This is a genomic window from Polaromonas sp. YR568, from assembly GCF_943369415.1.
Classification (GTDB): Bacteria; Pseudomonadota; Gammaproteobacteria; order Burkholderiales; family Burkholderiaceae_C; genus Polaromonas.
Genome location: NZ_CALRNF020000013.1, coordinates 81167 through 103434, shown reverse-complemented (window position 1 = coordinate 103434; position 22268 = coordinate 81167). Strand labels below are relative to the sequence as shown.

Annotated in this window: 23 protein-coding genes; 7 read left to right on the top strand and 16 right to left on the bottom strand. The window is 66.3% G+C overall.

Going from position 1 to position 22268, the window contains the following annotated elements; translation table 11 throughout:
• Positions 1-156: 156 nt before the first annotated feature.
• The 16 genes from ACLV74_RS10545 to ACLV74_RS10470 form a co-directional block, all read right to left on the bottom strand.
• A complete protein-coding gene (locus ACLV74_RS10545) occupies positions 157-831 on the bottom strand; it encodes an alpha/beta family hydrolase (RefSeq protein ID WP_411879348.1) in 675 nt (224 codons plus the stop codon).
• Between the two features lie 48 nt (positions 832-879).
• Positions 880-1152, bottom strand: a complete 273-nt coding sequence (locus tag ACLV74_RS10540; RefSeq protein ID WP_411879347.1) for a YkvA family protein — start codon at positions 1150-1152, stop codon at positions 880-882.
• 253 nt (positions 1153-1405) lie between these two features.
• Positions 1406-1654 carry a hypothetical protein gene (locus tag ACLV74_RS10535; protein ID WP_411879346.1) on the bottom strand — a complete coding sequence of 83 codons (249 nt, stop codon included), beginning with the start codon at positions 1652-1654 and terminating at the stop codon, positions 1406-1408.
• Between the two features lie 42 nt (positions 1655-1696).
• Positions 1697-1906: a hypothetical protein gene (locus tag ACLV74_RS10530; protein ID WP_411879345.1), complete on the bottom strand. Its 210-nt coding sequence runs from the start codon at positions 1904-1906 to the stop codon at positions 1697-1699.
• 34 nt (positions 1907-1940) lie between these two features.
• Positions 1941-2699: a 2-keto-4-pentenoate hydratase gene (locus ACLV74_RS10525; protein ID WP_411879344.1), complete on the bottom strand. Its 759-nt coding sequence runs from the start codon at positions 2697-2699 to the stop codon at positions 1941-1943.
• 90 nt (positions 2700-2789) lie between these two features.
• Positions 2790-4067 carry an amidohydrolase family protein gene (locus ACLV74_RS10520; RefSeq protein ID WP_411879343.1) on the bottom strand — a complete coding sequence of 426 codons (1278 nt, stop codon included), beginning with the start codon at positions 4065-4067 and terminating at the stop codon, positions 2790-2792.
• Between the two features lie 12 nt (positions 4068-4079).
• The gene (locus ACLV74_RS10515) at positions 4080-4652 is read right to left on the bottom strand and encodes a GNAT family N-acetyltransferase (RefSeq protein ID WP_411879356.1); all 573 of its coding nucleotides are present in this window, start codon (positions 4650-4652) and stop codon (positions 4080-4082) included.
• A 155-nt stretch (positions 4653-4807) separates the two neighbouring features.
• Complete coding sequence (locus tag ACLV74_RS10510) at positions 4808-5740, bottom strand: ABC transporter permease (protein ID WP_411879342.1); 933 nt, start codon at positions 5738-5740, stop codon at positions 4808-4810.
• A gap of 333 nt (positions 5741-6073) precedes the next feature.
• Positions 6074-7147, bottom strand: coding sequence for an ABC transporter permease (locus tag ACLV74_RS10505; protein WP_411879341.1), 1074 nt, complete (start codon positions 7145-7147; stop codon positions 6074-6076).
• A 143-nt stretch (positions 7148-7290) separates the two neighbouring features.
• Positions 7291-8823 carry an ABC transporter ATP-binding protein gene (locus tag ACLV74_RS10500; protein WP_411879340.1) on the bottom strand — a complete coding sequence of 511 codons (1533 nt, stop codon included), beginning with the start codon at positions 8821-8823 and terminating at the stop codon, positions 7291-7293.
• Between the two features lie 285 nt (positions 8824-9108).
• Entirely contained in the window at positions 9109-10074 is a 966-nt protein-coding gene (locus ACLV74_RS10495) for a 5'-methylthioadenosine/S-adenosylhomocysteine nucleosidase (protein ID WP_411879339.1), read from the bottom strand.
• A 24-nt stretch (positions 10075-10098) separates the two neighbouring features.
• The gene (locus ACLV74_RS10490) at positions 10099-11103 is read right to left on the bottom strand and encodes a BMP family protein (protein WP_411879338.1); all 1005 of its coding nucleotides are present in this window, start codon (positions 11101-11103) and stop codon (positions 10099-10101) included.
• A 178-nt stretch (positions 11104-11281) separates the two neighbouring features.
• On the bottom strand, positions 11282-11923 hold the full coding sequence (gene upp / locus ACLV74_RS10485; protein WP_411879337.1) for a uracil phosphoribosyltransferase: 642 nt from the start codon (positions 11921-11923) through the stop codon (positions 11282-11284).
• A 59-nt stretch (positions 11924-11982) separates the two neighbouring features.
• Positions 11983-13275 (bottom strand): URC4/urg3 family protein, encoded by a 1293-nt coding sequence (locus ACLV74_RS10480; RefSeq protein WP_411879336.1) that lies wholly within the window; start codon positions 13273-13275, stop codon positions 11983-11985.
• The gene (locus tag ACLV74_RS10475) at positions 13268-14593 is read right to left on the bottom strand and encodes a GTP cyclohydrolase II (protein WP_411879335.1); all 1326 of its coding nucleotides are present in this window, start codon (positions 14591-14593) and stop codon (positions 13268-13270) included. The genes ACLV74_RS10480 and ACLV74_RS10475 overlap by 8 nt, the downstream gene beginning before the upstream one ends.
• A gap of 315 nt (positions 14594-14908) precedes the next feature.
• A complete protein-coding gene (locus tag ACLV74_RS10470) occupies positions 14909-16435 on the bottom strand; it encodes a helicase HerA-like C-terminal domain-containing protein (protein ID WP_411879334.1) in 1527 nt (508 codons plus the stop codon).
• 88 nt (positions 16436-16523) lie between these two features.
• Here ACLV74_RS10470 and ACLV74_RS10465 point away from each other — a divergent pair, with 88 nt between their 5' ends.
• The 7 genes from ACLV74_RS10465 to ACLV74_RS10435 all read left to right on the top strand — a co-directional run bounded on the left by ACLV74_RS10465 (position 16524) and on the right by ACLV74_RS10435 (position 22247).
• Positions 16524-17255: a YebC/PmpR family DNA-binding transcriptional regulator gene (locus ACLV74_RS10465; protein ID WP_411879333.1), complete on the top strand. Its 732-nt coding sequence runs from the start codon at positions 16524-16526 to the stop codon at positions 17253-17255.
• Positions 17256-17296: 41 nt separating this feature from the next.
• Entirely contained in the window at positions 17297-18598 is a 1302-nt protein-coding gene (purD, locus tag ACLV74_RS10460) for a phosphoribosylamine--glycine ligase (protein WP_411879332.1), read from the top strand.
• 32 nt (positions 18599-18630) lie between these two features.
• Positions 18631-19548 carry an oxygen-dependent coproporphyrinogen oxidase gene (hemF, locus tag ACLV74_RS10455; protein ID WP_411879331.1) on the top strand — a complete coding sequence of 306 codons (918 nt, stop codon included), beginning with the start codon at positions 18631-18633 and terminating at the stop codon, positions 19546-19548.
• Positions 19545-20177, top strand: a complete 633-nt coding sequence (gene nadD / locus ACLV74_RS10450; protein ID WP_411879330.1) for a nicotinate (nicotinamide) nucleotide adenylyltransferase — start codon at positions 19545-19547, stop codon at positions 20175-20177. Before hemF ends, nadD begins: the two co-directional genes overlap by 4 nt.
• A gap of 28 nt (positions 20178-20205) precedes the next feature.
• Positions 20206-21036 carry a ribosome silencing factor gene (gene rsfS, locus ACLV74_RS10445; RefSeq protein ID WP_411879329.1) on the top strand — a complete coding sequence of 277 codons (831 nt, stop codon included), beginning with the start codon at positions 20206-20208 and terminating at the stop codon, positions 21034-21036.
• Positions 21033-21500 (top strand): 23S rRNA (pseudouridine(1915)-N(3))-methyltransferase RlmH, encoded by a 468-nt coding sequence (gene rlmH, locus ACLV74_RS10440; RefSeq protein ID WP_411879328.1) that lies wholly within the window; start codon positions 21033-21035, stop codon positions 21498-21500. The genes rsfS and rlmH overlap by 4 nt, the downstream gene beginning before the upstream one ends.
• A 144-nt stretch (positions 21501-21644) precedes the next feature.
• The gene (locus tag ACLV74_RS10435; protein WP_411879327.1) at positions 21645-22247 is read left to right on the top strand and encodes a Maf family protein; all 603 of its coding nucleotides are present in this window, start codon (positions 21645-21647) and stop codon (positions 22245-22247) included.
• The last annotated feature ends 21 nt before the right edge of the window (positions 22248-22268 follow it).

Genomic DNA, 22268 nt, shown 5'->3' with positions numbered 1-22268 from the left:
GGCTTGCAGCGCACGCTCGTTGTTTGGGTGATTGCGCTGATCTTAGGGGCCAAAACCAACCCCAGGGCGGGATCGCTGCCCTGTTCTTCACGGTAAAAATAGCATTCTCAAATTTGGCTTGAAACGGCCGGGTGCCGGCGGTGATCGCGCGGGCCGCTAGCGGCGTGTCATCCACGCGGCCATGGTGTCGAGCAGTTCGTCGCGCACCTGCGCGTCGGTGCGACCTGAACGCACCAGCACATGGAAGACGTGGTCGGCGCCCTCCACGATATGCAGGGTCGCCTTTTTGCCGAGGCCTGCCGTGGTCTGCGTGACCAGGTCCAGGTCGGCGAGCGCGTCGCGCGTGCCTTGCAGAAACAGCATGGGAAGCTTGACGTCCGCCAGGTGCGCGGCGCGTTCGGTGGACGGCTTGCCGGCGGGATGCAGTGGAAAGCCCACCAGCACAATGCCCTTCACGCCGGGCAATGGCTCGGCCGCCTGCGCCTGCGTGCTCATGCGCCCGCCGTAGGATTTGCCGCCGGCAAACAGCGGCACACCCGGCAAGTGCCGCGCCGCTTCAGCGACGGCGGCACGAATCGCCGCATGCGCGACGGCGGGGGAGTCCGGGCGTTTGGAGCCTTGTTCCATGTACGGAAAGTTGAAGCGCAGGCTGGCGATGCCGCGTTCGGCGAGGCCCTCCGAGATTTGGACCATGAAGGCATGGTCCATGCCCGCGCCTGCACCGTGGGCAAACACGTAGCAGGCCCTGGCGCCGGCGGGCGCCTGCAGCCGGCCGGAGACAGAAGCGCCCGAGGGCAGCGGAATCGTCAGTGAAATGGGGCGTGTGGACATCAATGGCGCGTGCCGGGTTGGGCTACGCCATTAAAACACCGCCGGCGCTCAGCGCGAAGGTTTTGCTACCGGATCGGCGATCCCGGGCGGCAGGCGATTGAGCAGCCAGCGGATCGCCAGCGGAACCAGCACCAGGTCGTCGGCAATGCCGATGATGGGCAGGACGTCGGGGATGAGATCAATGGGCGAGAACAGGTAGAGGGCAATGGCCGCGGTCCCCCATTTCAGCCAGGCGGGCGCTTCGGGGTGGCGCAGCGCCGTCCACAGCCGGCGCGCGTCGCCGCGTATCAAAACCCAGAGCAGGGTCAGGCGTTTGAACATGAAAGCTCCTCGGGTGAAGGTGCGGGCCCGGCGGGCCGCTGGCATGCAGATGGCGCCGCTTGCCCGGGCTGCAAGGGCACCGGCAGGGCGTTACATTCGCTCGCCGGCATGCGGTTTGTTCTTCTTGCTCCTTCCCCCTTTGGGGGAAGGTTGGGATGGGGGCCTGCGGCGTTTGATGACACCGCAGCTTTGGATTGGAGGCCGGTGGCCCCCATCCCTGCCTTCCCCCAGCGGGGGAAGGAGTAAGAGGAGGTCAGTGCGCCAGATCGGCCACCAGCTTGTCCGCCGCCTGGACAGCCTCCTGGCGCGTGGGCCAGGTTCTCTCGCCGCTGTCGTGCAAAGGCGGCAGCGATTCAACGTGTATGACGTCGATGTACCAGGGACCGTCAGGCAGATGGCACAGCCTGGCCATATAGTGCCTGCCGTTGGCGACGCCGGGGACGTATTCCTCTATCGGCTCCGCTTCTTCCTGGTCTTCTGCTTCTTCTGGTTCTGGGTTCATCAGCTTTCTTTCCAAATCCTGATTATCCGCAACCGGGTACTGCTACTCCTTGAGATCCACCCCGAGCGCCGCGAGCTTTTTGGCGTAGGCATCCCGGCGTTTTGCGGCTTTGTCCGCTGTCTCGACGGCCATCTGGATCGCCTTGGGTCCTTTTTTCGCGGCCGCTGTGATCAACCCGGATTTATGGGCGGCCTCGGCCTCCGCCCTCCGGAAAGTGGCGATGAGTTCGGCATGGGCAATGGATGGATTCACGGGCTACTCTTGACTGGTTTTATTTGTTGATGGGTTATCGCACCTGAGATTCAAAACGCAATTCCACCGCGCCGACTCCCGTTATTTCACCGCGCACGATCTCATCCACGGGGGCGGTCAGCAGGCCGGTACACGAGCCGGCGGTCACGATCTGGCCTGCCCGAAGTGGTTGGCCTCGCCGGGCGCAGTGCAGCGCCAGCCACGACAGCAAGCGCCAGACATCTTGCGCGGGATTGCCGCCGAGGGTGTGGGCCGCGGATACCGCGCCGAAACGCAGGGACGCCTCCAGCGTGCGCAAGTCTACCTGTGCCGGCGCCAGCGTCGACGGGCTGCCCAGCACCAGCGCGCCGTGGCATTGCAGGTCGGCCAACTGGGCGAGCGGGTCCGCAGTTTGCCCTTCAAGCAAACGGCTCTCCACCACCTCGATCACCGGCAGCACGGCGTCGAAGGCGTCGGCCAGTTCGGCGGGTGCCAGCAACTTGCCCTGGGGGTCCAGGTCGCGGCCCAGCCGGAAGGCGACTTCGACCTCGACACAGCGCCAGCGCCAGGCGGGGCCAGTAAGCGTGACGCCCGAAGCATGGATGCCCGAGGCGGGCAGCGGTGCGCAATGGGGTTCAGTGTGCAAGTTTTTGGCGCCTACCTTCCAGCCCGCGATGGGGCCTGTCGCGGCGAGCGTGGCGTCCTGGATGGCGTAGGCGCCGGCGCGGTCGGCGGGGAGGATGTCGCGCCAGGGAACGGTCGGCCCACCGGTTCGGGCGGCTGTCAGCAGTTGCGCGGCTTGTTCGGGATTCATGCGGATCGCGCCTGGTTCTTCAAGGTAAAAGTGGCGTTTTGCACTTTTACCTTGAGGTTCAATGCCCAGGCTGGTTGGCTGGCATGGGGTTTAACGGGAAAGCATGAAACGGGTGGAGGGCAGGCGCCCTGGCAATTGCAGTTGGGCGGAAACCTCAGGCGTCTCCGCCAGCAGCGTCCCCTTCTTCCACACTTTCAAGCGGTTCGCCCGCAGCCGGATCGCCTCCACCGGGTCGCGCGCCTGCAGCAACACAAAACTCGCGTCGCAGCCCACGTCCAGGCCATAGCCGTGCAGGTGCATGACTTTGGCGGCGTTGCTAGTCACCGCGTCGAAGCAGGCGCGTATGCCTTTCTGGCTGGTCATCTGCGCCACGTGCAGGCCCATGTGGGCGACTTCGAGCATGTCGGCGCTGCCCATGCCGTACCAGGGGTCCATCACGCAGTCGTGGCCGAAGGCGACGTTGACGCCTGCGGCCATGAGTTCGGGCACGCGGGTCATGCCGCGGCGTTTGGGATAGGTGTCGTGGCGGCCTTGCAGGGTGATGTTGATCAGGGGGTTGGCGATGACGCTGACGCCGCTTTCGGCGATCAGGGGCAGCAGCTTGCTGACGTAGTAGTTGTCCATGCTGTGCATGGAGGTGCAGTGGCTGCCGTTGACGCGGCCGTGCAGGCCCAGGCGCTGGGTTTCATAGGCCAGGGTTTCGATGTGGCGCGACAGCGGGTCGTCGGATTCGTCGCAGTGCATGTCGACCAGCAGGCCGCGTTCGGCGGCGATGTCGCAGAGCAGCTTGACGCTGGTGGCGCCGTCGGCCATGGTGCGTTCAAAGTGCGGGATGCCGCCGACCACGTCGACGCCCTTGTCGAGCGCGCGCTCCAGGTTGTTGATGCCGCCGGGGGTGCGCAGCACGCCGTCCTGCGGGAAGGCGACCAGTTGCAGGTCTATGTAAGGCGCGACCTGTTTTTTGACTTCCAGCAAGGCGTCGACGGCCAGCAGGCTGGCGTCGCTGGTGTCGACGTGGCTGCGGATCGCCAGCAGGCCTTTGGCGACGGCCCAGTCGCAGTAGGCGAGGGCGCGTCCGATCAGTGCCTCGGCCTTGAGCAGCGGTTTGAGTTCGCCCCACAGCGCGATGCCTTCGAGCAGCGTGCCGCTTTCATTGACGCGCGGCAGGCCGTAACTCAGCGTGGCGTCCATGTGGAAATGGGGGTCGACAAAGGGCGGGCTCAGCAGGTAACCGGCGGCGTCCACCGTTTCATGGGCCGGTGCCTGCAGGCCGGCTTCGACGGCGGTGATCTTGCCGTTCTGCACGGCGATGGAGATGTTGGTGCGGCCGTCGGGGAGGGAGGCGTTGGTGATCAGGAGGTCGAGCATGGGGTAAGCCTTTCAGCGGCGATTTTGCGGGTTCGCGGACCAGCGCGCGCGGGGCAGGCGGTACACACAGCAGCGCCGTTCGGGGTTGTCGGGCGGGAAAGCCGGGTGGTCGAATTCGTCGGCCGTGCTCTCCTGCATGCCCAGGCGCTGCATGACGGCGCGTGAGCGGGTGTTGCGCAGCGTCGTCACCGCGACGATCTCTTCCAGGCCCAGTGATTCGAAACCCGCGCGCAGGGACAGCCGTGCCGCCTCGCTGGCCAGGCCCAGGCCCCAGAACCGCGGTGCCAGCCGCCAGCCCACTTCCACGCAGGGGCCAAAGGGCAGTTCCGGGTCGGGAATGTTGAGGCCGGTGAAGCCGGCGAATTGCGGCGCAGTCGCCGTCTCGCTGGTGTAGTCGAGGGCCCAGAATCCCCAGCCGCGCTCGCTGATCTTGCGCATCATGCGGTCCACCCAGGCGTCGCTCTCTTCGCGGGTCAGCAGCGCCGGAAAGTGCCGCATGACTTCAGGATCGGCGGTCATGGCGGCAAACGGCTCGCGGTCGGCGTCCGTCCAGGGGCGCAACCGGATGCGCGGGCTGGCCAGCATGGCCGGCGGGATGGCATTGCCGGGCGCCCATTCGATGGGGGCGGCTTCCACCCCGCCGCTCATGGCGTCCAGCAGGAGTTGCCGCTCCGCCTGTTTGCGTGCGGTTTTTTCGTTGAGGAAGGCCGGGTCGGCGCTTTCGTGTTGGCGGCTGCGCATCAGCGCTCACCCTTGCGATAAGGTTTCATCAGCGCCTGAGGATACGCCGCCTTGCGCGCCACCAGCACCAGCGCGAGGATGGACAGCAGGTAAGGCAGCATCAGATAGACCTGGTAGGGCACGTTGACCAGGCCGGCGGTTTGCAGGCGCAGCTGCAGCGCGTCGAAAAACGCAAAGAGCAGGGCGCCCAGCAATGCCTTGCCGGGCCGCCAGGAGGCAAACACCACCAGCGCCACGCAGACCCAGCCGCGGCCGTTGACCATGTTGAAGAAGAAGGCGTTGAAGGCCGACAGCGTGAGGAAGGAGCCGGCCACGCCCATCAGAGCCGAGCCGGCGACGATGGCGGCCGTGCGTGTGGCCGCGACCGAGACGCCCTGGCCTTCGGCGGCCTGCGGGTTCTCGCCGACCATGCGGATGGCCAGGCCGGCCGGCGTGCGGTAGAGCAGCCAGGCGACCAGCGGCACCAGGGCCAGGGCCAGCAGCGTGAGCGGGGTTTGCGCGGCCAGCACGTTGAGGCCTGTGCCGTCCAGCCAGTGCATGGGTGCGAAGGGCGTGACGGTAGGCGGTGTGTCGACTTTGGGGAAGCTCACGCGGTAGCCGTAGTAGCTCAGCGAGGTCGCGAGCAGGGTGATGCCCAGGCCGGCAACGTGTTGTGACAGCGCCAGACCCACGGTGAGGAAGGCGTGCAGCAGGCCGAAGACGGCGCCGGTCAGCGACGCCACACCCACGCCCACCCACAGCGGCGCGCCGGCATGGACGGCCAGCCAGCCGCTGAAGGCGCCTGCCACCATGATGCCTTCGATGCCGAGGTTGAGCACGCCGGCGCGCTCGCAGAGCAGCACGCCCAGGGTGCCGAGGATCAGCGGCGTGGCGATGCGCAATACGGCGATCCAGAAAGGGGCGGCGCTCAATATGTCCAGGAGGTCAGACATGGCAGGCCTCCGTGAGTAAACTCCCTCCCCCTCTGGGGGAGGGCAGGGGTGGGGGCCGACGGCCGTGTTGGCGCCGGCAGCCCCCATCCCAACCTTCCCCCAGCGGGGGAAGGAGAGAAATCAGAAAGCCTTGCGCGTGCAAGCTCCCTCTCCCTCTGGGAGAGGGCTGGGGTGAGGGCCGGCTGCGGTGTTGAGGCCGCTGGCCCCCATCCCGGCCTTCCCCCAGCGGGGGAAGGAGAGGATTCGGGGTCAGGAAGCGGGGATCCCTCATCCCTGCCTTCTCCCGGAGGGAGAAGGAGCAAGATTCTTTGCGTGCGGACATGGCGGTGCGCTTCATGCTTTTCTGATCTTCCACACCAACCGGTACTGCGTCATCAGCGTCGCCACCAGCACCGAAATCAGCGAAGCTGCCACGATCACATCCGCGATATAGGTGGGCACACCCACCGCGCGGCTCATGGTGTCGGCGCCCACCAGCACGCCGGCCACAAACACGGCGGCTGCTATCACGCCCAGTGGGTTCAGCGCGGCCAGCATGGCGATGACGATGCCGGTGTAGCCGTAGCCGGGCGACATGTCCAGCGTGACGTAGCTGGTGCGGCCGGCCACTTCGATGGCGCCGGCCAGGCCCGCTAGCGCGCCCGACAGCAGGGCGACCAGCACCACGGTGCGGGTGACGGGAACGCCGGCAAAGGCGGCGGCTTTGGCGTTGGCGCCCATGGCGCGTATGTCAAAACCCAGCACCGTGTATTTGAGCAAGGCCCACAGCGCGACGGCGAGGCCGCAGGCCCAGAACAGGCCGGTGTGGATGCGCGTCTGCTCGATCAGTTTGGACAGCTCCAGCTCGCCCAGCAGTGCCACGCTTTGCGGCCAGCCCATGGCGGTCGGGTCTTTCATGGGGCCGTCCAGCATGGCCGAGACAAACAGCAGCATGACAAAGTTGAGCAGCAGGGTGGTGACGACCTCGTCGACGCCGAGTCGCGCTTTCAGCAAGGCCGGCCCCAGCAGCAGCAGGGCGCCGGCCAGTGCGGCGGCCAGCATCATGAGGCCGAACAGCAGCCAGACGGGCAGCTCAAAACCCGTGCCGCCATGCAGGCCGCCCACGGCCACGGCGGCCAGCGCGCCGGCGTAGAGCTGGCCTTCGGCGCCTATGTTGAAGAGCCGCGCCTTGAAGGCCACGGTGGCGGCCAGGCCGGTGAGGATCAACGGGATCGCGCGCGTCAGGGTTTCGCTGAGCGCAAAGACCGAGCCGAAACCGCCCTTGAACAACAGGCTGTAGGTCTGTCCCAGCGGCGCGCCGGCCCACAGCACCAGCAGCGCGCTGACAAGCAGCGTGAAGGCGATTGCGCCTATCGGGGCCAGCAGCAGTGCGAGCCTGGAGGTCTGGGTGCGCTTCTCAAGCCTCATGGCATGCCTTCATTCTTCTCCCTCTCCCTCTGGGAGAGGGTGGGGTGAGGGCTGACGGCGAACACGCACGGCCATTGTTTGTATGCCGCCGGCCCTCATCCCTGCCTTCTCCCAGAGGGAGAAGGAGTAAGACCGGGCCAGCATCATGAATGTGCCCCCGCCATCGCAAGGCCAATTGCCTCCCGCGTCCAGGCCTCGCCGGGCAAGGCCTCGGTGAGCCGGCCCGCGTGCATCACCGCCACACGGTCGCCGAGTGCCATGACTTCGTCGAGGTCGTCGGAGATCACGAGCACCGCCGCGCCGGCGTCGCGCGCGGCGATCAGTCGCTGCTGCACGTAGGCGACGGCGCCTATGTCCAGGCCCCAGGTGGGCTGGTGGGCGATGATGAGTTTGGCTGGCTGGGGTGCGGCTTCGGACGAAGGCGCAACCAGCGCTCGCCCGAGGATGAGCTTTTGCATATTGCCGCCGGACAGCGAGCGCGCCGCCGTGTGCGGCCCGCCGCCGCGCACGTCGAACTCGCGCACGATGCGCGCCGCGTGGGCCTGCGCGGCCTGGCGCTTGACCCACAGCGCTCTGGAGAACGCCGGGCTGCGCAGGCGCTCGGAGACGGCGTTCTCCCAGACGCTGAGGTCGCCGACCATGCCCACGCCATGCCGGTCTTCGGGGATGCGCGCCACGCCTTGCGTGACCAGCCAGGCGGGCGAAGCCTTCAGCGGCTGGCCCAGGAAGCTCACCGTGCCCCGGCTGGCAGTGCGCGTGCCGCAAAGCAGTTCGGCCAGGGCGAGCTGGCCGTTGCCCGAGACACCGGCAATCGCGACGATCTCGCCGGCCTTGAGTTGCAGCGAGACGGCGTCCAGCCGGTCGCGCCCGGCGTCGGCCGTGCTGACGCCGTCCAGCGTGCAGACCGCCGCGCCCGCCGCCAGCGCGGGCCGGCGCTGCGCGGCCGTGACAGCGTGGCCGACCATCCACTGCGCGAGCTGCGCCTGGCTGGTGCCCGCCGCCGGCGCCAGGGCCACCAGCTTGCCGCCCCGCAGCACGGCCACGCGCTGCGAGACGCGCAACACCTCGCCGAGCTTGTGGCTGATGAAGATGATGGAAAGCCCCTGCGCCACCATCTGGCCCAGGGTGTCGAAGAGCGCCTCGCTTTCCTGCGGCGTCAGCACGGCCGTGGGTTCGTCCAGGATCAGGATGCGCGCGCCGCGGTACAGGGCCTTGAGGATCTCGACGCGCTGGCGTTCGCCGACCGACAGGCTGCCGACTTTGGCTTCGGGTGCCACCGGCAAGCCGAAGCGCTGCGCGACGTCCAGCAGTTTTGCGCGCGCGGCGCCGCGCCGCGAGAAGGGCTGCCACAGCGGTTCGCTGCCCATCATCACGTTGTCGAGCACGCTGAGGTTGTCGGCCAGCGTGAAATGCTGGTGCACCATGCCGATGCCGGCTTCGAGCGCCGCGCGCGGGTTGCCGGGCGCCAGCGGCTTGCCGAAGATTTCGATGCTGCCTTCGTCGGCCGTGTAGTGGCCGAACAGGATGGACACCAGCGTGGACTTGCCGGCGCCGTTCTCGCCGAGCAGGGCGAGGATTTCGCCGGCGTGCAATTCCAGCGAGATCGCGTCGTTGGCGACGAGGGGACCGAAGCGTTTGGTGATGCCGGTGAGGCGGAGGACGGGGGCGGCTGTCACGGTGTGGCTCCTTCCCCCGCTGGGGGAGGGCTGGGATGGGGGCCGGCGGTGCTGGAGGGTGTACCGCTCGTGTTTGAAGGCAGCCGGCCCCTCACCCCCACCCTCTCCCCGGAGGGGCGAGGGAGTGAAGAGGGGAGCGCTGCGGCTGTTCTCATGGTGTTACTCCTTCTCCCTCTGGGAGAAGGTGGGGATGAGGGTGTGCGGCGCTGGATGCGCTGCGGGTGTTCAAAGGCCGCCGGCCCTCACCCCAACCCTCTCCCAGGGGGAGAGGGAGCGAAAGCCCCATCAGGGTGTCCATGCCAGGAGGAAGGCCAGCAGCACCTTGGCCGAGTTGTCCGCGGCGATGTTCATGAAGGTGAGCATCTCATTGGCGCCTTCGCCGCCGCCGGCCAGGTCGCTGAGCGAGCGGAAGGCGATGTAGGGAATGCCGTTGCTGTAGGCCACCATGCCCACGGCGGCGGTTTCCATGTCGAGCACATTGGCGCCAAAGGTCTTGAAGGTGTATTCGCGGAAGGCCGCGTTGTCGACAAAGGCCTGGCCGGAGACGCCGTTGCCGCCCACCAGCAACTGCGGCTTGTGCGTCAGGCAGACGCCGGCGTTGCAGGACTCCAGCGCGAGGGCGCCCAGGCTGCGGGCCGTGGCCAGCATGCGCGGGTCGACTTCGAACCAGAACTTGCGCAGCGGCGCCGGGCTGGCGGCGGTGCGCGTTTCCACCGGGCGCGGGTGCAGCATGCCGAAGGGCGCCATGGTCTGGGCTTCCATGCGCGGCGGGATGGTGAATTTACCGGGCGCGGTTTCGCGCGCCATCAGCACCTCGAGGTACTGGCCCCATTGGGCCGGCACGCTGACGTCGCCGATGTGCAGGGCGGGGTCGACACCGCCGGCGATGCCGCTGAAGACGATGCCGTGGATGTTGAAGCGGTCCAGCACGAGCTGCGTGCTCATCGACGCGTTGACCATGCTGATGCCCGAGAGAAACAGCACAGCCGGCTTGCCCTGCAGCGTGCCGGTGGTGAAGTCTATGCCGTTGATGCGGTGGCGGGCGGGGTTTTGCAACTGCGCCAGCAGCAGGGTGAGTTCGGGCTCAAAGGCCGACATCACCGCGATGCGCGGCGTGTCGTCGAGCCGCACCGGCGTGCCGGTGGCCGCCCGCGTGGCGCAGCCGCTGAGGCTGAAGGCCAGCAGCCCGGCGACCAAAAAAGCCGCCAGCCGGGACGGGAGGAGGCGCCGCAGGCAAAACAGGTCATGCATACGGCGCGCTTTCCGGTTGAGGCTTTACTTGGTGGTCGACTTGGGCTGGCTGTCGTCGACCTTGATGGTGACCTTGCCGTCCAGGATGTCTTTCTCTTTGGCCTTGACCTTGGCGACGATGTCGGCCGGGACCTTCTTCTCGAAGGTGCCCAGCGGTGCAAGCTCGGAGCCCTTGTACTTCATCATCGAATACGGGCCGTAGTCCTCGGCCTTGAACTTGCCTTCCTTGACCAGCTTGATGGCGCGGTCTATGCTGGGCTCCATGTTCCACAAGGCCGACGCGACCACGGTGTCGGGGTATTTGTCCTGCGTGTTGATGACGTTGCCGATGGCGAGCTTGCCTTTTTCCTTGGCGGCGTCGCTCACGCCGAAACGCTCGGCGTACATCACGTCTGCCCCCTTGTCGATCATGGCGAAGGCGGCTTCCTTGGCCTTGGGCGGGTCAAACCAGCTGTTGATGAAACTCACGCTGAACTCGACCTTGGGGTTGGTTTCTTTCGCGCCGGCCATGAAGGCGTTCATCAGGCGGTTGACTTCGGGAATCGGGAAGCCGCCGACCATGCCGATCTTGTTGGTCTTGGTCACGCCGCCGGCGATCATGCCGCTCAGGTAGGCCGGCTCCTGGATGTAGTTGTCGAACACCGAGAAATTGGGCGCCTGCACCTTGCCGGACGAGCCCATCAGGAAAGACACTTTCGGGAAATCCTTGGCGACCTTGCGGGCCGCGGCCTCGACGGCGAAAGCCTCGCCGACGATCAGCGTGTTGCCGGCCGTGGCGTATTCGCGCATCACGCGTTCGTAGTCGGCGTTGGAGACGTTTTCGGTCGCCTTGTATTCGATCTCGCCGCGCGCTTCGGCGGCTTTCAGCGCCTTGTGCAGGCGGCTGACCCATTGCTGTTCAAAGGGCACGGTGTAGAGCGCGGCGACCTTGGTCTTGGCCTGGGCGAAAGCCAGGCCGGGCAGGGCAATGGCGGCGGCCGTGGCCAGCAGGACGAGTTGGCGGCGCTTGAAGTGCGAAGCTTGAAACATGGGACTCTCCGGGTTGGTGGGTTCAGGTTCAGGAAAAACAGCGGCAAAAAATCAACAGGTCACCGGCTCCCGCTTTTTCAAGCATGGGCCGCGGAACCGGCTTTGCCGGGCCGCAGGCGCAGTCCCCTGCAAGGGGAGAAGGCGCTACACGCAGTGAGCGTCCGACAGGGGTGTGCATTTATTTGGTTCCGAAGATCCTGTCGCCGGCGTCACCGAGGCCGGGCAATATGTAGCCGTGGCTGTTGAGCTCACGGTCAATCGCTGCGGTGTAGATGGGCACGTCCGGATGCGCGGTCTGCAAGGCCTTGATGCCTTCAGGGCAGGTCAGCAGGCAGACGAACTTGATGGACTTGGGGTTGAGTTCCTTGAGCCGCTCGACGGCCGCGATGGCCGAGTTGCCGGTGGCCAGCATCGGGTCCACCACCACGATGTCGCGCTCTTCCATGTCGTGCGGCATCTTGAAGTAGTACTCGACGGCCGTCAGCGTTTTCGGGTCGCGGTAGAGGCCGACGTGGCCCACGCGCGCCCCGGGCACCACGCTGAGCATGCCTTCCAGGATGCCGTTGCCGGCGCGCAGGATGGAGACGAACACCAGCTTCTTGCCGTCTATGACCTTGGAGGTGGTTTTTTCGAGCGGGGTTTCGATCTCGATGTCCTGCATGGGCATGTCGCGCGTGACCTCATAGGCCATCAGCATGCTGAGCTCGTTGAGCAGGGTGCGGAAGGTGTTGGTGGAGGCATCCTTGCGGCGCATGAGGGTGAGCTTGTGCTGCACCAGGGGGTGGTCTATCAGGTGGACTTTGTCGCTGAGGATGGTCATGTAGGTGTGTGCCTCTGTTCTTGTGTTGGGTCGTGTCTTGCCGAATCCCGGGAAAAATCTCAGAAAACCGTGCCGTCGCTTTCGATGTTCAGGGGCGGTAAACCTTGATGCAATTGCTGTGCCAGTGCGCGGCCGGCAGCCCAGGTGCCGCCTTCCAGCACGCAAGCCAGCGGCATCTGTCCGGCGGTCAATCCTAACTGCCCGCGCACCAGCGGCGCGAGCTCGTCAAGCAGCGCCACCGTGAGCGCGCGCCATTCGACGATGAGTTCGTCGCCGGCATCGTGCAGGCGCGCGGCCTGGGCCGGATCCTTGAGGAGCAGCACGCCGGCGTCGAGGAACAGGCCGCCGTTGCGGTACTCGGGCAGGCCGGTCAGGGCGTCCAGCCCGTTGACCTGCACGCCGGCCCACTCAAAGGGCTCGAGCAGCGAATAGGTGAGCCACTGCGACAGCTTGTGAAACGGCATCCAGCCCTGGCTGGGCCCGCCGTCCGCGTCGCCGGCCGCCGCGTGCCGCCAGCAGTCGCCCAGCGGGATGTTGCCCATCATGTTCTGCGCCGGCCAGATGGACGACAGGCCTGTCAGCAGGAGGGACAGCAGCTCATGCGCCTCTATGGTGTTTTTACCGGGCAGCACCAGCACTTCAAACAAATGCCCGGGCCGGCCGCGCGGGCCGAAGAGCGCTGGCTGGTCCTGCATGGCCTGGCCCAGGCGGCGCAGCAGCGCGGCGCGGCCTTCGAGGCCGACCAGCGGGTTGCTGTCGGTGACCTGGAAGGCGGCGGCCAGCTGTTCGGCCGTGACGGCCTTGAGGCCGGCGGCATCGGCCTGCAGCGGGTACTGCGGGTCGCTGGAAAACAGGCCGGACATGAAGGCGTGAAAACTCGCCACGCCCAGGCCTTCGGAGCGGCTGTATTCGCAGCCGGGCTTTTCGCCCTGGGCGGCTTCGAGGTAGCGCCACTGCGGGCCGGCGCCGGCGTCCAGCAGCACGCTGACCAGGGCCAGGTCGATCTGCGCGCGGGCACGGCCGGCCGGTGTGGCCGAGGCCAGCGCTTCGCTGAGCAGGGCCGGGCGGTTGATGCCGCCGGCCTCGAAATGCCGCCAGCGCGAGTGATAGGGGATCTTCAGGTCCGGGTAGCGGGCGCGCGTGACTTCGGCGACCAGCCCGGCGGCGGTGGACAGGGCGCTGTCGTTGACGGTAAACCAGGCCGATTCGCCGCGCCGCGCGCGTTCCAGCAGGGCGCGTGCGCGCGTGCGGATCGTGGCGGTGGAGCGCAGTTCGGCCGCGGCGCCTATGCCGCGCAGGTTACCGGCGATGGTGAAGGCGGCGTTGACAGGGGGAATGGTGGCTTCAGACATCCAGCCCCCGGCCCTTGGCTTTTTTGAGTTCCTCGGCGTCGGGCACGGCGCCGGGCGTGAAGTAGCCGGCCGCCATCTTGGCGTCCATCTCGACCTGGGCGTCGGCGGGAATCATGTGGTCGGGGATGTTGACGCGCTCGACGACCTCGATGCCGGCGCGCGTGATGGCGTCGTATTTCATGTTGCTCATGGAGACCAACCTGTGGATCTTGCGTATGCCCAGCCAGTTCAGCACGTCGGGCATGAGCTCCTGGAAGCGCATGTCCTGCACGCCGGCCACGCATTCAGTGCGGGCGAAGTACTGGTCGGCGGTGTCGCCGCCCACCTGGCGCTTGCGGGCGTTGTAGACCAGGAACTTGGTGACTTCGCCGAGCGCCCGGCCTTCCTTGCGGAAGTAGGACACCAGGCCCACGCCGCCGCGCTGCGCGCCCTGGATGCATTCCTCGATGGCGTGCGTGAGGTAGGGGCGGCAGGTGCAGATGTCGGAGCCGAAGACGTCCGAGCCGTTGCATTCGTCGTGCACGCGGGCGGTGAGCTCGATGTCGGGGTTGGCCAGGTCGCGCGGCTTGCCGAAGATATAAGCCGTGAGGCCGCCTATGGGAGGAAGGAACACCTCCAGGTCGCTGCGCGTGACGAGTTCGGGGTACATGCCGCCGGTTTCCTCGAAGAGCACACGGCGCAAATCCGTCTCGCTGCAGCCGAAGCGCCGGGCGACTTCGGGCAGGTACCAGACCGGCTCGACCGCGACCTTGGTGACCATGGCCGCGCCGCCGGCCGTGAGGTATTTGCCGTCGGCCTTCAGGCGCCCGGACTGCAGGGCCTCGATGACCTCGGGCAGGATGACGTGCGCCTGCGTCACCGCGATGGTCGGGCGTATGTCGTATCCGGCGGCCAGCTCGGCCGAAAAAACGTCGGCCACCATGGCGCCCCAGGGGTCCATGGCGGCGATGCGGCCGGGCTCGCTCCACTGCGGGTAGGGGCCGATGACGTCGGTGGGCGAGGTGTTGGTGAGGTCGGCCTTGTGCTTGGCCGACAGCGCCCCGGAGGCGACGGCCAGCGCGCGGTAGACGCTGTAGGAGCCGCTGTGCGTGCCGATGACGTTGCGGTGGCTGCGTTTGGTGGTGGTGCCGACCACCGGCCCGCGTTCGGCGGGGGTGGCCGCGCCCCAGTGGATGGGCAACGCGCCGAAACCGCCTGCATGCGAGGTCAGCCGGATGTGGGACGTGGAGGTGGTGGAGGCGGTGGGCGCGACAGGCGCGGTCGAGGCGGGCGGAACGGGCTGGGAACCGGAAGACGGGGCGGCAACTTCAGCAGGCATTACGTATCCTTCAAAAAAACCAATGTAGCGATGCGTGCCGGGCTTGACAAGCCCGGCTTGCACCGGGTCGCCAATTTGCGACAGCTGCATTGCTCCTTCTCCCTCTGGGAGAAGGCTGGGATGAGGGGCTGCGGCGTGTGATGCATCGCCGTGCTTGATCACGGGGCGTCGGCCCTGTCTTGCAGACCGCAGCCAGGCTGAGCCTGGGCTTCTTCGCGCTGTCCAGATGCGCGCAGGCGCATCCGGAGCCGCAGCGCTCAGCCCCCACCCTCTCCCAGGGGGAGAGGGTGAAAGAGTGAAGAAAAAAGAATTGCCTCAGCGTTTTTTCCCGCCGAAGATGCTGCCCAGCACACCGCGGATGATCTCGCGGCCCACGGCCGAGCCCATGGTGCGCACCGCCGACTTGGCCATGCTTTGCGCCAGGCCGTCGTGTTTGCCGCCGCGCGGGCCGGTGGTGCCGAACAGCACGTCGTTGATCCCGCCCATGATGCCGCCCGAGTCGCTGGTGCCGGCCGCACCGCCCTGGGGCGCCTTGGCGGCTTCAGTGGCGGCCGCGTCGGCGCGGCCCTTGATTTTTTCGTAGGCCGATTCGCGGTCCACGGTTTTTTCATAGACGCCCGCCACCAGCGAACCCTGGATCAGGGCCTGGCGCTGCTGCGGCGTGATGGGGCCGATCTGGCTGCCGGGCGGCAGCACAAAGACGCGCTCGGTGATGCCGGGCCGGCCCTTGGCGTCCAGCAGGCTGACCAGCGCCTCGCCGACGGCCAGCTCGGTGATGGCGGTTTCGATGTCCAGGCCGGGCTTTTGCCGCATGGTCTGCGCAGTCGCCTTGACGGCTTTCTGGTCGCGCGGGGTGAAGGCGCGCAGCGCGTGCTGCACGCGGTTGCCCAGTTGGGCAAGCACCGAATCGGGGATGTCCAGCGGGTTCTGCGTCACGAAATAGACGCCGACGCCCTTGGAGCGCACCAGGCGCACCACCAATTCGATGCGCTCGACCAGCGCCTTGGGCGCTTCGTTGAAGAGCAAATGCGCCTCGTCGAAGAAGAAGACCAGCTTGGGTTTTTCCGGGTCGCCGATTTCTGGCAGCTGCTCGAACAGCTCGGACAGCATCCACAGCAAAAAGGTGGCATAGAGGCGCGGCGAGTTCATGAGCTTGTCGGCGGCCAGGATGTTGATCACCCCTTTGCCATCAACGGTTTGCATGAAGTCGCTGATGTTGAGCATGGGCTCGCCGAAGAATTTTTCGCCGCCCTGGCTTTCGACCTGCAGCAGGCCGCGCTGGATGGCGCCCACGCTGGCGGCGCTGACGTTGCCGTACTGGGTGGTGAACTCGCTGGCGTTGTCGCCCACGTACTGCAGCATGGCGCGCAGGTCCTTGAGGTCCAGCAGCAGCATGCCGTTGTCGTCGGCGATCTTGAACACCAGGTTGAGCACACCGGCCTGGGTCTCGTTGAGGTTGAGCATGCGGCCCAGCAGCAGCGGCCCCATGTCGGACACGGTGGCGCGCACCGGGTGGCCCTGCTCGCCGAAGACGTCCCACAGCGTGGCCGGGCAGGCCAGCGATTCGGGGATGTCTATGCCGCGCTCCTTGAGGACGGCGGCCATTTTGGCGCCGATCGTGCCGGCCTGGCTGATGCCGGTCAGGTCGCCCTTGACGTCGGCCATGAAGACCGGCACGCCGATTTTGGAGAAATTCTCGGCCAGGGTCTGCAGCGTGACGGTCTTGCCGGTGCCGGTCGCGCCGGTGATCAGGCCGTGGCGGTTCGCCAAGCCGGGCAGCAGTTCGCACTGGGTGTCGGCGTTGCGGGCGATGAGCAGGGGAAGTGCGGTGGTTTCGGCCATGGGGGTGTGCGGTGGGTGAAAAAGTAAAATGCGAGTTGTAGATTAAATCAATTAATCACCGAAAAGCATTGAAAAAGGGGTTTGCGTCGTGGCTGGTCATAGTAAATGGGCGAATATTCAACACCGCAAGGGCCGGCAGGACGAAAAGCGCCAGCGCATCTGGACGCGCGTGATGCGCGAAATCATGGTGGCGGCCCGCATGGGCGGGGGCGACCTGAGCATCAACCCGCGGCTGCGACTGGCGGTGGACAAGGCCAAAGCGGCCAACATGCCCAATGAAAACGTCAAATACGGCATCGCCAAGGCGACCGGCAGCCTGGAAGGCGTGCATTACGAAGAGGTGCGCTACGAAGGCTACGGCATAGGCGGGGCGGCCATCATCATCGACTGCATGACCGACAACAAGGTGCGCACCGTGGCCGAAGTGCGCCACGCGTTTTCCAAGCACGGCGGCAACATGGGCACCGAAGGCTCGGTGGCCTTCCAGTTCAAGCACTGCGGCCAGCTGATTTTTGCGCCCGGCACCAGCGAGGACAAAATCATGGAAGTGGCGCTGGAGTCCGGCGCCGACGACGTGATCACGCATGAAGACGGCGCGATTGAGGTGCTGACGCCTTACACCGGCTTTGAAGCCGTGCGCAACGCGCTGGAAGCCGCGGGCCTCAAACCAGAGATCGCCGAAGTCACCATGCGCGCCGACAACACGATTGAACTGGGCGGCGACGACGCCCGCAAGATGCAAAAGCTGCTGGACGTGCTGGAAGACCTGGACGACACCCAGGACGTGTTCCACAACGCGGCCCTGTCCGAAGACGCATAAAGAAACAACAACAAACAACCGCAATCAATGAAAGCAGCAGCATGAAAGTTCTCGTAGTGGGCGGCGGCGGCCGTGAACACGCCCTGGCGTGGAAACTGGCGCAGTCCCCCAAGGTGCAGGCGGTCTACGTCGCGCCCGGAAACGGCGGCACCGCGCTCGATTCGCGGCTGGAAAACATCGCGATCACCGATGTGAAGGCGCTGCGCGAATGGGCGCAGGCCGAAAAAATCGCGCTGACGGTGGTCGGCCCCGAGCAGCCGCTGGCCGCCGGCATCGTGGATGAATTCCGCGCCCACGGCCTGCGGGTCTTCGGGCCGACCAAGGCTGCCGCGCAGCTGGAAAGCTCCAAGGCCTTTTCCAAGGCCTTCATGAAGCGCCACGGCATCCCGACGGCCGAATATGAAACCTTCACCGACGCGGCCGCGGCCCACGCCTATGTGGACGAAAAAGGCGTGCCCATCGTCGTCAAGGCCGACGGCCTGGCGGCCGGCAAGGGTGTGGTGGTGGCGATGACGCTGCACGAGGCGCACGAGGCCATCGAATTCATGCTCGCGCCCAACCCGGACTTCAACCCGCTGGGCGTGACGCACAACGAAGGCGGCGCGCGCGTGGTCATCGAGGAGTTCCTGCAGGGCGAGGAAGCCAGCTTCATCGTGATGTGCGACGGCAAGAACGTGGCGGCGATGGCCACCAGCCAGGACCACAAGCGCCTGCTGGACGGCGACGAAGGCCCGAACACCGGCGGCATGGGCGCGTATTCGCCGGCCCCGGTGGTCACGCCTGAGGTGCACGGCCGCGCCATGCGCGAGATCATCCTGCCGACCATCAAGGGCATGGAAAAAGACGGCATTCCCTTCACCGGCTTCCTCTATGCCGGCCTGATGATAGACGCCGAAGGCAAGCCCAAGACGCTGGAATTCAACTGCCGCATGGGCGACCCGGAAACCCAGCCCATCATGATGCGGCTCAAGACCGACCTGTTCGACGTCATGATGGCGGCGACTTCGGGCGCGCTGGACCAGATCGAGCTCGACTGGGACCGCCGGCCGGCCCTGGGCGTGGTGATGGCCGCGCACGGCTACCCGCTGAATCCGCGCAAGGGCGACGTGATCCACGGCCTGACCAAGCCCGGCGATGCGCCCGAGGACGCCATGGTGTTCCACGCCGGCACGCGCAAGGACGGCGATACGACGGTGACCTCGGGCGGCCGCGTGCTTTGCGTGACCGCGCTGGGAAGCACGGTGAAAGCCGCGCAGCAGCGCGCCTATGAAGTCGCCCAGGGCCTGGGCTTTGACGGCGCGCAGTACCGCAAGGACATCGGCTGGCGCGCGCTCAAGCCCTGACCGCGGGACCAACCTCGCTTTTGAGCCTCAGCATGACCGATATTTCAGGCGTTAAAGACTTTTTGCTGGCGCTCCAGCAGCGCATCACCAGCGCCATCTCCGCCATCGACGGCCAGGCATTCGTGGCCGACCGCTGGCAAAAGGAGCCCGGCGAGACGTTGCAGGGCAACGGCCTGACCATGATCCTGGAGCAGGGAAGGGTGTTCGAGCGCGCCGGCTGCGGGTTTTCGCATGTGCGCGGGCCCAGATTGCCGCCCTCGGCGACGCAGCACAGGCCCGAACTGGCCGGCGCGCCGTTTGAGGCTTTGGGCGTTTCGCTGGTGTTCCACCCGCGCAACCCCTATGTGCCCACGGTGCACATGAACGTGCGCATGCTGGCCGCGGCGCCGCTTGCCAGCCCCGATGCGCCCGTCTGCTGGTTCGGCGGTGGCATGGACCTGACGCCGTACTACGGCTTCGAGGAAGACGCCGTGCATTTCCACCAGGCCTGCAAGGATGCGCTGGCGCCTTTCGGCGACGACAAATACCCGCGCTTCAAGCAGTGGTGCGATGAATACTTCTACCTCAAGCACCGGCAGGAGCAGCGCGGCATAGGCGGCGTGTTCTTCGATGACTTCCAGGAGTTGGGCCCGGAACGCAGCTTTGCCATGATGCAAGGCGTGGCCGATGGCTTTTTGCAGGCCTACCTGCCCATCGTCGAGCGGCGCAAGGACACCGCCTATGGCGAGCGGGAGCGTGAATTCCAGCTCTACCGGCGCGGCCGCTATGTGGAATTCAACCTCGTCTGGGACCGCGGCACGCATTTCGGCCTGCAGTCGGGCGGGCGCACGGAGTCCATCCTGATGTCCATGCCGCCGCTGGCAAGCTGGTCTTACCAGCGCGGCGTTGAGGCCGGCAGCCCCGAAGAGCGGCTTTACACGGAGTTTTTGCCCAGGCGGGACTGGGTTTGAACACCCAGCCACCCGCACCGGACAAGCGCATCGGCGTCTTCGGCGGCGCCTTCGACCCGCCGCACAAGGCCCACGTGGCCCTGGCCGAGGCGGCCATTGCCCAGTTCGGGCTGGACACGCTCTACGTGGTGCCCACCGGCATTGCCTGGCACAAGTCGCAGGCCTTGAGCGCGCCCGAGCACCGGCTGGCCATGGCCAGGCTGGCGTTTGAGGCCATCCCCCACGTCCAGGTGGACGAACGCGAGGTGCAACGCCCTGGGCCGACCTTCACCATAGACACGCTCACGGCGCTGCAGGCCGAGAATCCGGGCGCCCAAATCCACCTGTTCATAGGCGGCGACCAGTTCGCCGCCTTCCGGCAATGGCACCGGTGGCAGGACATCCTGGATATTGCTATAATTTGTATAGCTGGCCGCGCACAATCCATGCCGGTCCTGCCTCAGTTTGAGGCTTATGAAAGCCGCAGCAACCGTTTTACGCTGCTCGATCTCCCCCTGATGCCCGTGAGCGCCACCCAGATCCGCCAGCTGGCGGCCTCGGGTGCGGCGACCGCAGGGGAGATTACCCGCTTGGTTCCTGAAGCCGTTGCGCGTTATATTTCACTGCACCAGCTCTACCGTTCCCATTAATTCCTTACCTTATCGAAGCAAACACTGCATGACCTCCACCATCGCCAAAACCTCCGCCGCCACCGAGAAAAAGGATGTGCAGAAACTGCAGCGCGCCATCATTGATGGCCTGGAGGACGTCAAGGCGCAGGACATCCAGGTCTTCGATACCGAACACATCACCTCGCTGTTCGAGCGCGTGATCATCGCGTCGGGCAGCTCCAACCGCCAGACCAAGGCGCTGGCCGCCAGCGTGCGCGACGCGGTGCGCGACGCCGGCTTTGCCAAGCCGCGCATCGAAGGCGAGGAAAACGGGGAATGGATCATCGTCGACTGCGGCGCCGCCGTGGCGCACATCATGCAGCCGACCATACGCCAGTACTACCACCTTGAAGAACTCTGGGGCGACAAGCCCATCAAGCAGAAGCTGGGCGCACCCGCACCGCTGGTGAAGGCGTCCAAGCCCGTCGTCGAGCCGGAGGCCAAGCCCAAAACGGCCCGTGCAGGCGCGAAATCTCCGGCCAAGGCCGGTGCAAAAACCGCTGGCAGGTCCTCCGCCAAGGCGCCGGCAAAACCCGCTGCCAAAGCACCGGCACCGGCCAAAGCACCTGATTCAAGCTATGTGGGCCGCGTCGGCAAGACCAACGACTGGACCGCCAAACGCAATGCGACGGCAACCGTCGCCGAGCCTGCCGCCAAACCCGCCCGAGCCGGCGCCAAGGCCGCACCCGCGAAGTCGGCCAAGCCGGCCGTGAAGACGCCCATCATCAAGGTGCCCGTGGCCAAGAAGGTCGCGGCGAAGAAAACCGCGGCGAAAACCGCTGCCAAGACGGCGGCCCGCAAACCCGCCGCCAGGAAAACCGCTCCCCGGAGCAAATGAGGCTGACGATCGTAGCCGTCGGCCAGAAGGTGCCCGACTGGGCGCAGACGGCTTATGACGACTACGCCAAACGTTTTCCGCCCGAGCTCAAGGTAGAGCTCAAGGCCGTCAAGACCGAGCCGCGCGCCTCCAAAACCCTGGACAACCTGCTGTCCGCGGAGCGCGGGCGCATTGAGGCCAGCATCGCCCGCGGCACGCACGTCGTGGCGCTGGACGAGCGCGGCACGGCCGTCACCACCGTGGCGCTCGCCGAAAGGCTCAAGGCCTGGCAGCTTTCCGGCGACGACGTCGCCATCGTCATAGGCGGGCCCGACGGGCTGGACGCCGGCTTCAAGAAAGCCGCGCACGAACGCCTGCGCCTGTCGGACCTGACCTTGCCCCATGCCATGGTGCGTGTGCTGCTGATCGAGCAGCTTTACCGCGCCTGGAGCATCACCATCAATCACCCCTACCACAGAGAATAGAGGCCCCCACGCTTTTCACTGCGTCTTCGACTTCGTGTAATGCGCTGCCCCCCGAGGGGGCGCTGCGCCTGCGGTCTGGCAAAGCCAGTCCCGCGGCCCCTGCTGATGTTGAACTCCCCCGGCCAACCGCTAAACCCTGTTTTTATGCCTGAATTTATCTACCTGGCCTCGCAAAGCCCGAGGCGGCGGCAGCTGCTGGAGCAGCTCGGCGTGCGCCACGAGCTGCTGCTGCCGGATGCCGACGAAGACGCCGAATCGCTCGAAGCGGTGCTCAAGAATGAAGCGCCCGCCACCTACGTGCAGCGCGTCACCGGCCTGAAGCTTGATGCCGCAGTCGCCCGCATGAACCGGCGCAAGCTGCCGCCGGCGCCCATCCTGTGTTCAGACACCACGGTGGCCATGGGACGCGTGATTTACGGCAAGCCCGACGATGCGAAAGACGCCGTCCGTATGCTGGGCGAACTTTCGGGCGGCACGCACCGGGTGCTGACGGCCGTGGCCGTGCAGGCCGGGCGCCGCCGCTTTGAAGCGCTGAGCACTTCACGCGTGAGTTTTGACGAACTGACGCCGGCCGAAATCCGCCGCTACGTCGCCAGCGGCGAGCCCATGGGCAAGGCCGGCGCCTATGCGGTGCAGGGCAGGGTGGCGATGCACATCAGCCGGATAGACGGCAGTTACAGTGGCATCATGGGGCTTCCGCTGAGGGAAACGGCGCTTTTGCTGAAGGCCGCCGGCATTCGCCTCTAGCCTCTGAGCCTTCACATTTTT

Bases quoted from the DNA above. Each gene is read 5' to 3' on its own strand.
- ACLV74_RS10540 (WP_411879347.1), bottom strand. From the start codon at position 1,152: ATGTTCAAACGCCTGACCCTGCTCTGGGTTTTGATACGCGGCGACGCG.
- ACLV74_RS10525 (WP_411879344.1), bottom strand. From the start codon at position 2,699: ATGAATCCCGAACAAGCCGCGCAACTGCTGACAGCCGCCCGAACCGGT.
- ACLV74_RS10545 (WP_411879348.1), bottom strand. From the start codon at position 831: ATGTCCACACGCCCCATTTCACTGACGATTCCGCTGCCCTCGGGCGCT.
- ACLV74_RS10520 (WP_411879343.1), bottom strand. From the start codon at position 4,067: ATGCTCGACCTCCTGATCACCAACGCCTCCCTCCCCGACGGCCGCACC.
- ACLV74_RS10435 (WP_411879327.1), top strand. From the start codon at position 21,645: ATGCCTGAATTTATCTACCTGGCCTCGCAAAGCCCGAGGCGGCGGCAG.
- ACLV74_RS10510 (WP_411879342.1), bottom strand. From the start codon at position 5,740: ATGTCTGACCTCCTGGACATATTGAGCGCCGCCCCTTTCTGGATCGCC.
- upp (WP_411879337.1), bottom strand. From the start codon at position 11,923: ATGACCATCCTCAGCGACAAAGTCCACCTGATAGACCACCCCCTGGTG.
- ACLV74_RS10475 (WP_411879335.1), bottom strand. From the start codon at position 14,593: ATGCCTGCTGAAGTTGCCGCCCCGTCTTCCGGTTCCCAGCCCGTTCCG.
- ACLV74_RS10495 (WP_411879339.1), bottom strand. From the start codon at position 10,074: ATGCATGACCTGTTTTGCCTGCGGCGCCTCCTCCCGTCCCGGCTGGCG.
- ACLV74_RS10535 (WP_411879346.1), bottom strand. From the start codon at position 1,654: ATGAACCCAGAACCAGAAGAAGCAGAAGACCAGGAAGAAGCGGAGCCG.
- purD (WP_411879332.1), top strand. From the start codon at position 17,297: ATGAAAGTTCTCGTAGTGGGCGGCGGCGGCCGTGAACACGCCCTGGCG.
- ACLV74_RS10490 (WP_411879338.1), bottom strand. From the start codon at position 11,103: ATGTTTCAAGCTTCGCACTTCAAGCGCCGCCAACTCGTCCTGCTGGCC.
- ACLV74_RS10505 (WP_411879341.1), bottom strand. From the start codon at position 7,147: ATGAGGCTTGAGAAGCGCACCCAGACCTCCAGGCTCGCACTGCTGCTG.
- hemF (WP_411879331.1), top strand. From the start codon at position 18,631: ATGACCGATATTTCAGGCGTTAAAGACTTTTTGCTGGCGCTCCAGCAG.
- ACLV74_RS10470 (WP_411879334.1), bottom strand. From the start codon at position 16,435: ATGGCCGAAACCACCGCACTTCCCCTGCTCATCGCCCGCAACGCCGAC.
- ACLV74_RS10480 (WP_411879336.1), bottom strand. From the start codon at position 13,275: ATGTCTGAAGCCACCATTCCCCCTGTCAACGCCGCCTTCACCATCGCC.
- ACLV74_RS10515 (WP_411879356.1), bottom strand. From the start codon at position 4,652: ATGCTGGCCAGCCCGCGCATCCGGTTGCGCCCCTGGACGGACGCCGAC.
- rsfS (WP_411879329.1), top strand. From the start codon at position 20,206: ATGACCTCCACCATCGCCAAAACCTCCGCCGCCACCGAGAAAAAGGAT.
- rlmH (WP_411879328.1), top strand. From the start codon at position 21,033: ATGAGGCTGACGATCGTAGCCGTCGGCCAGAAGGTGCCCGACTGGGCG.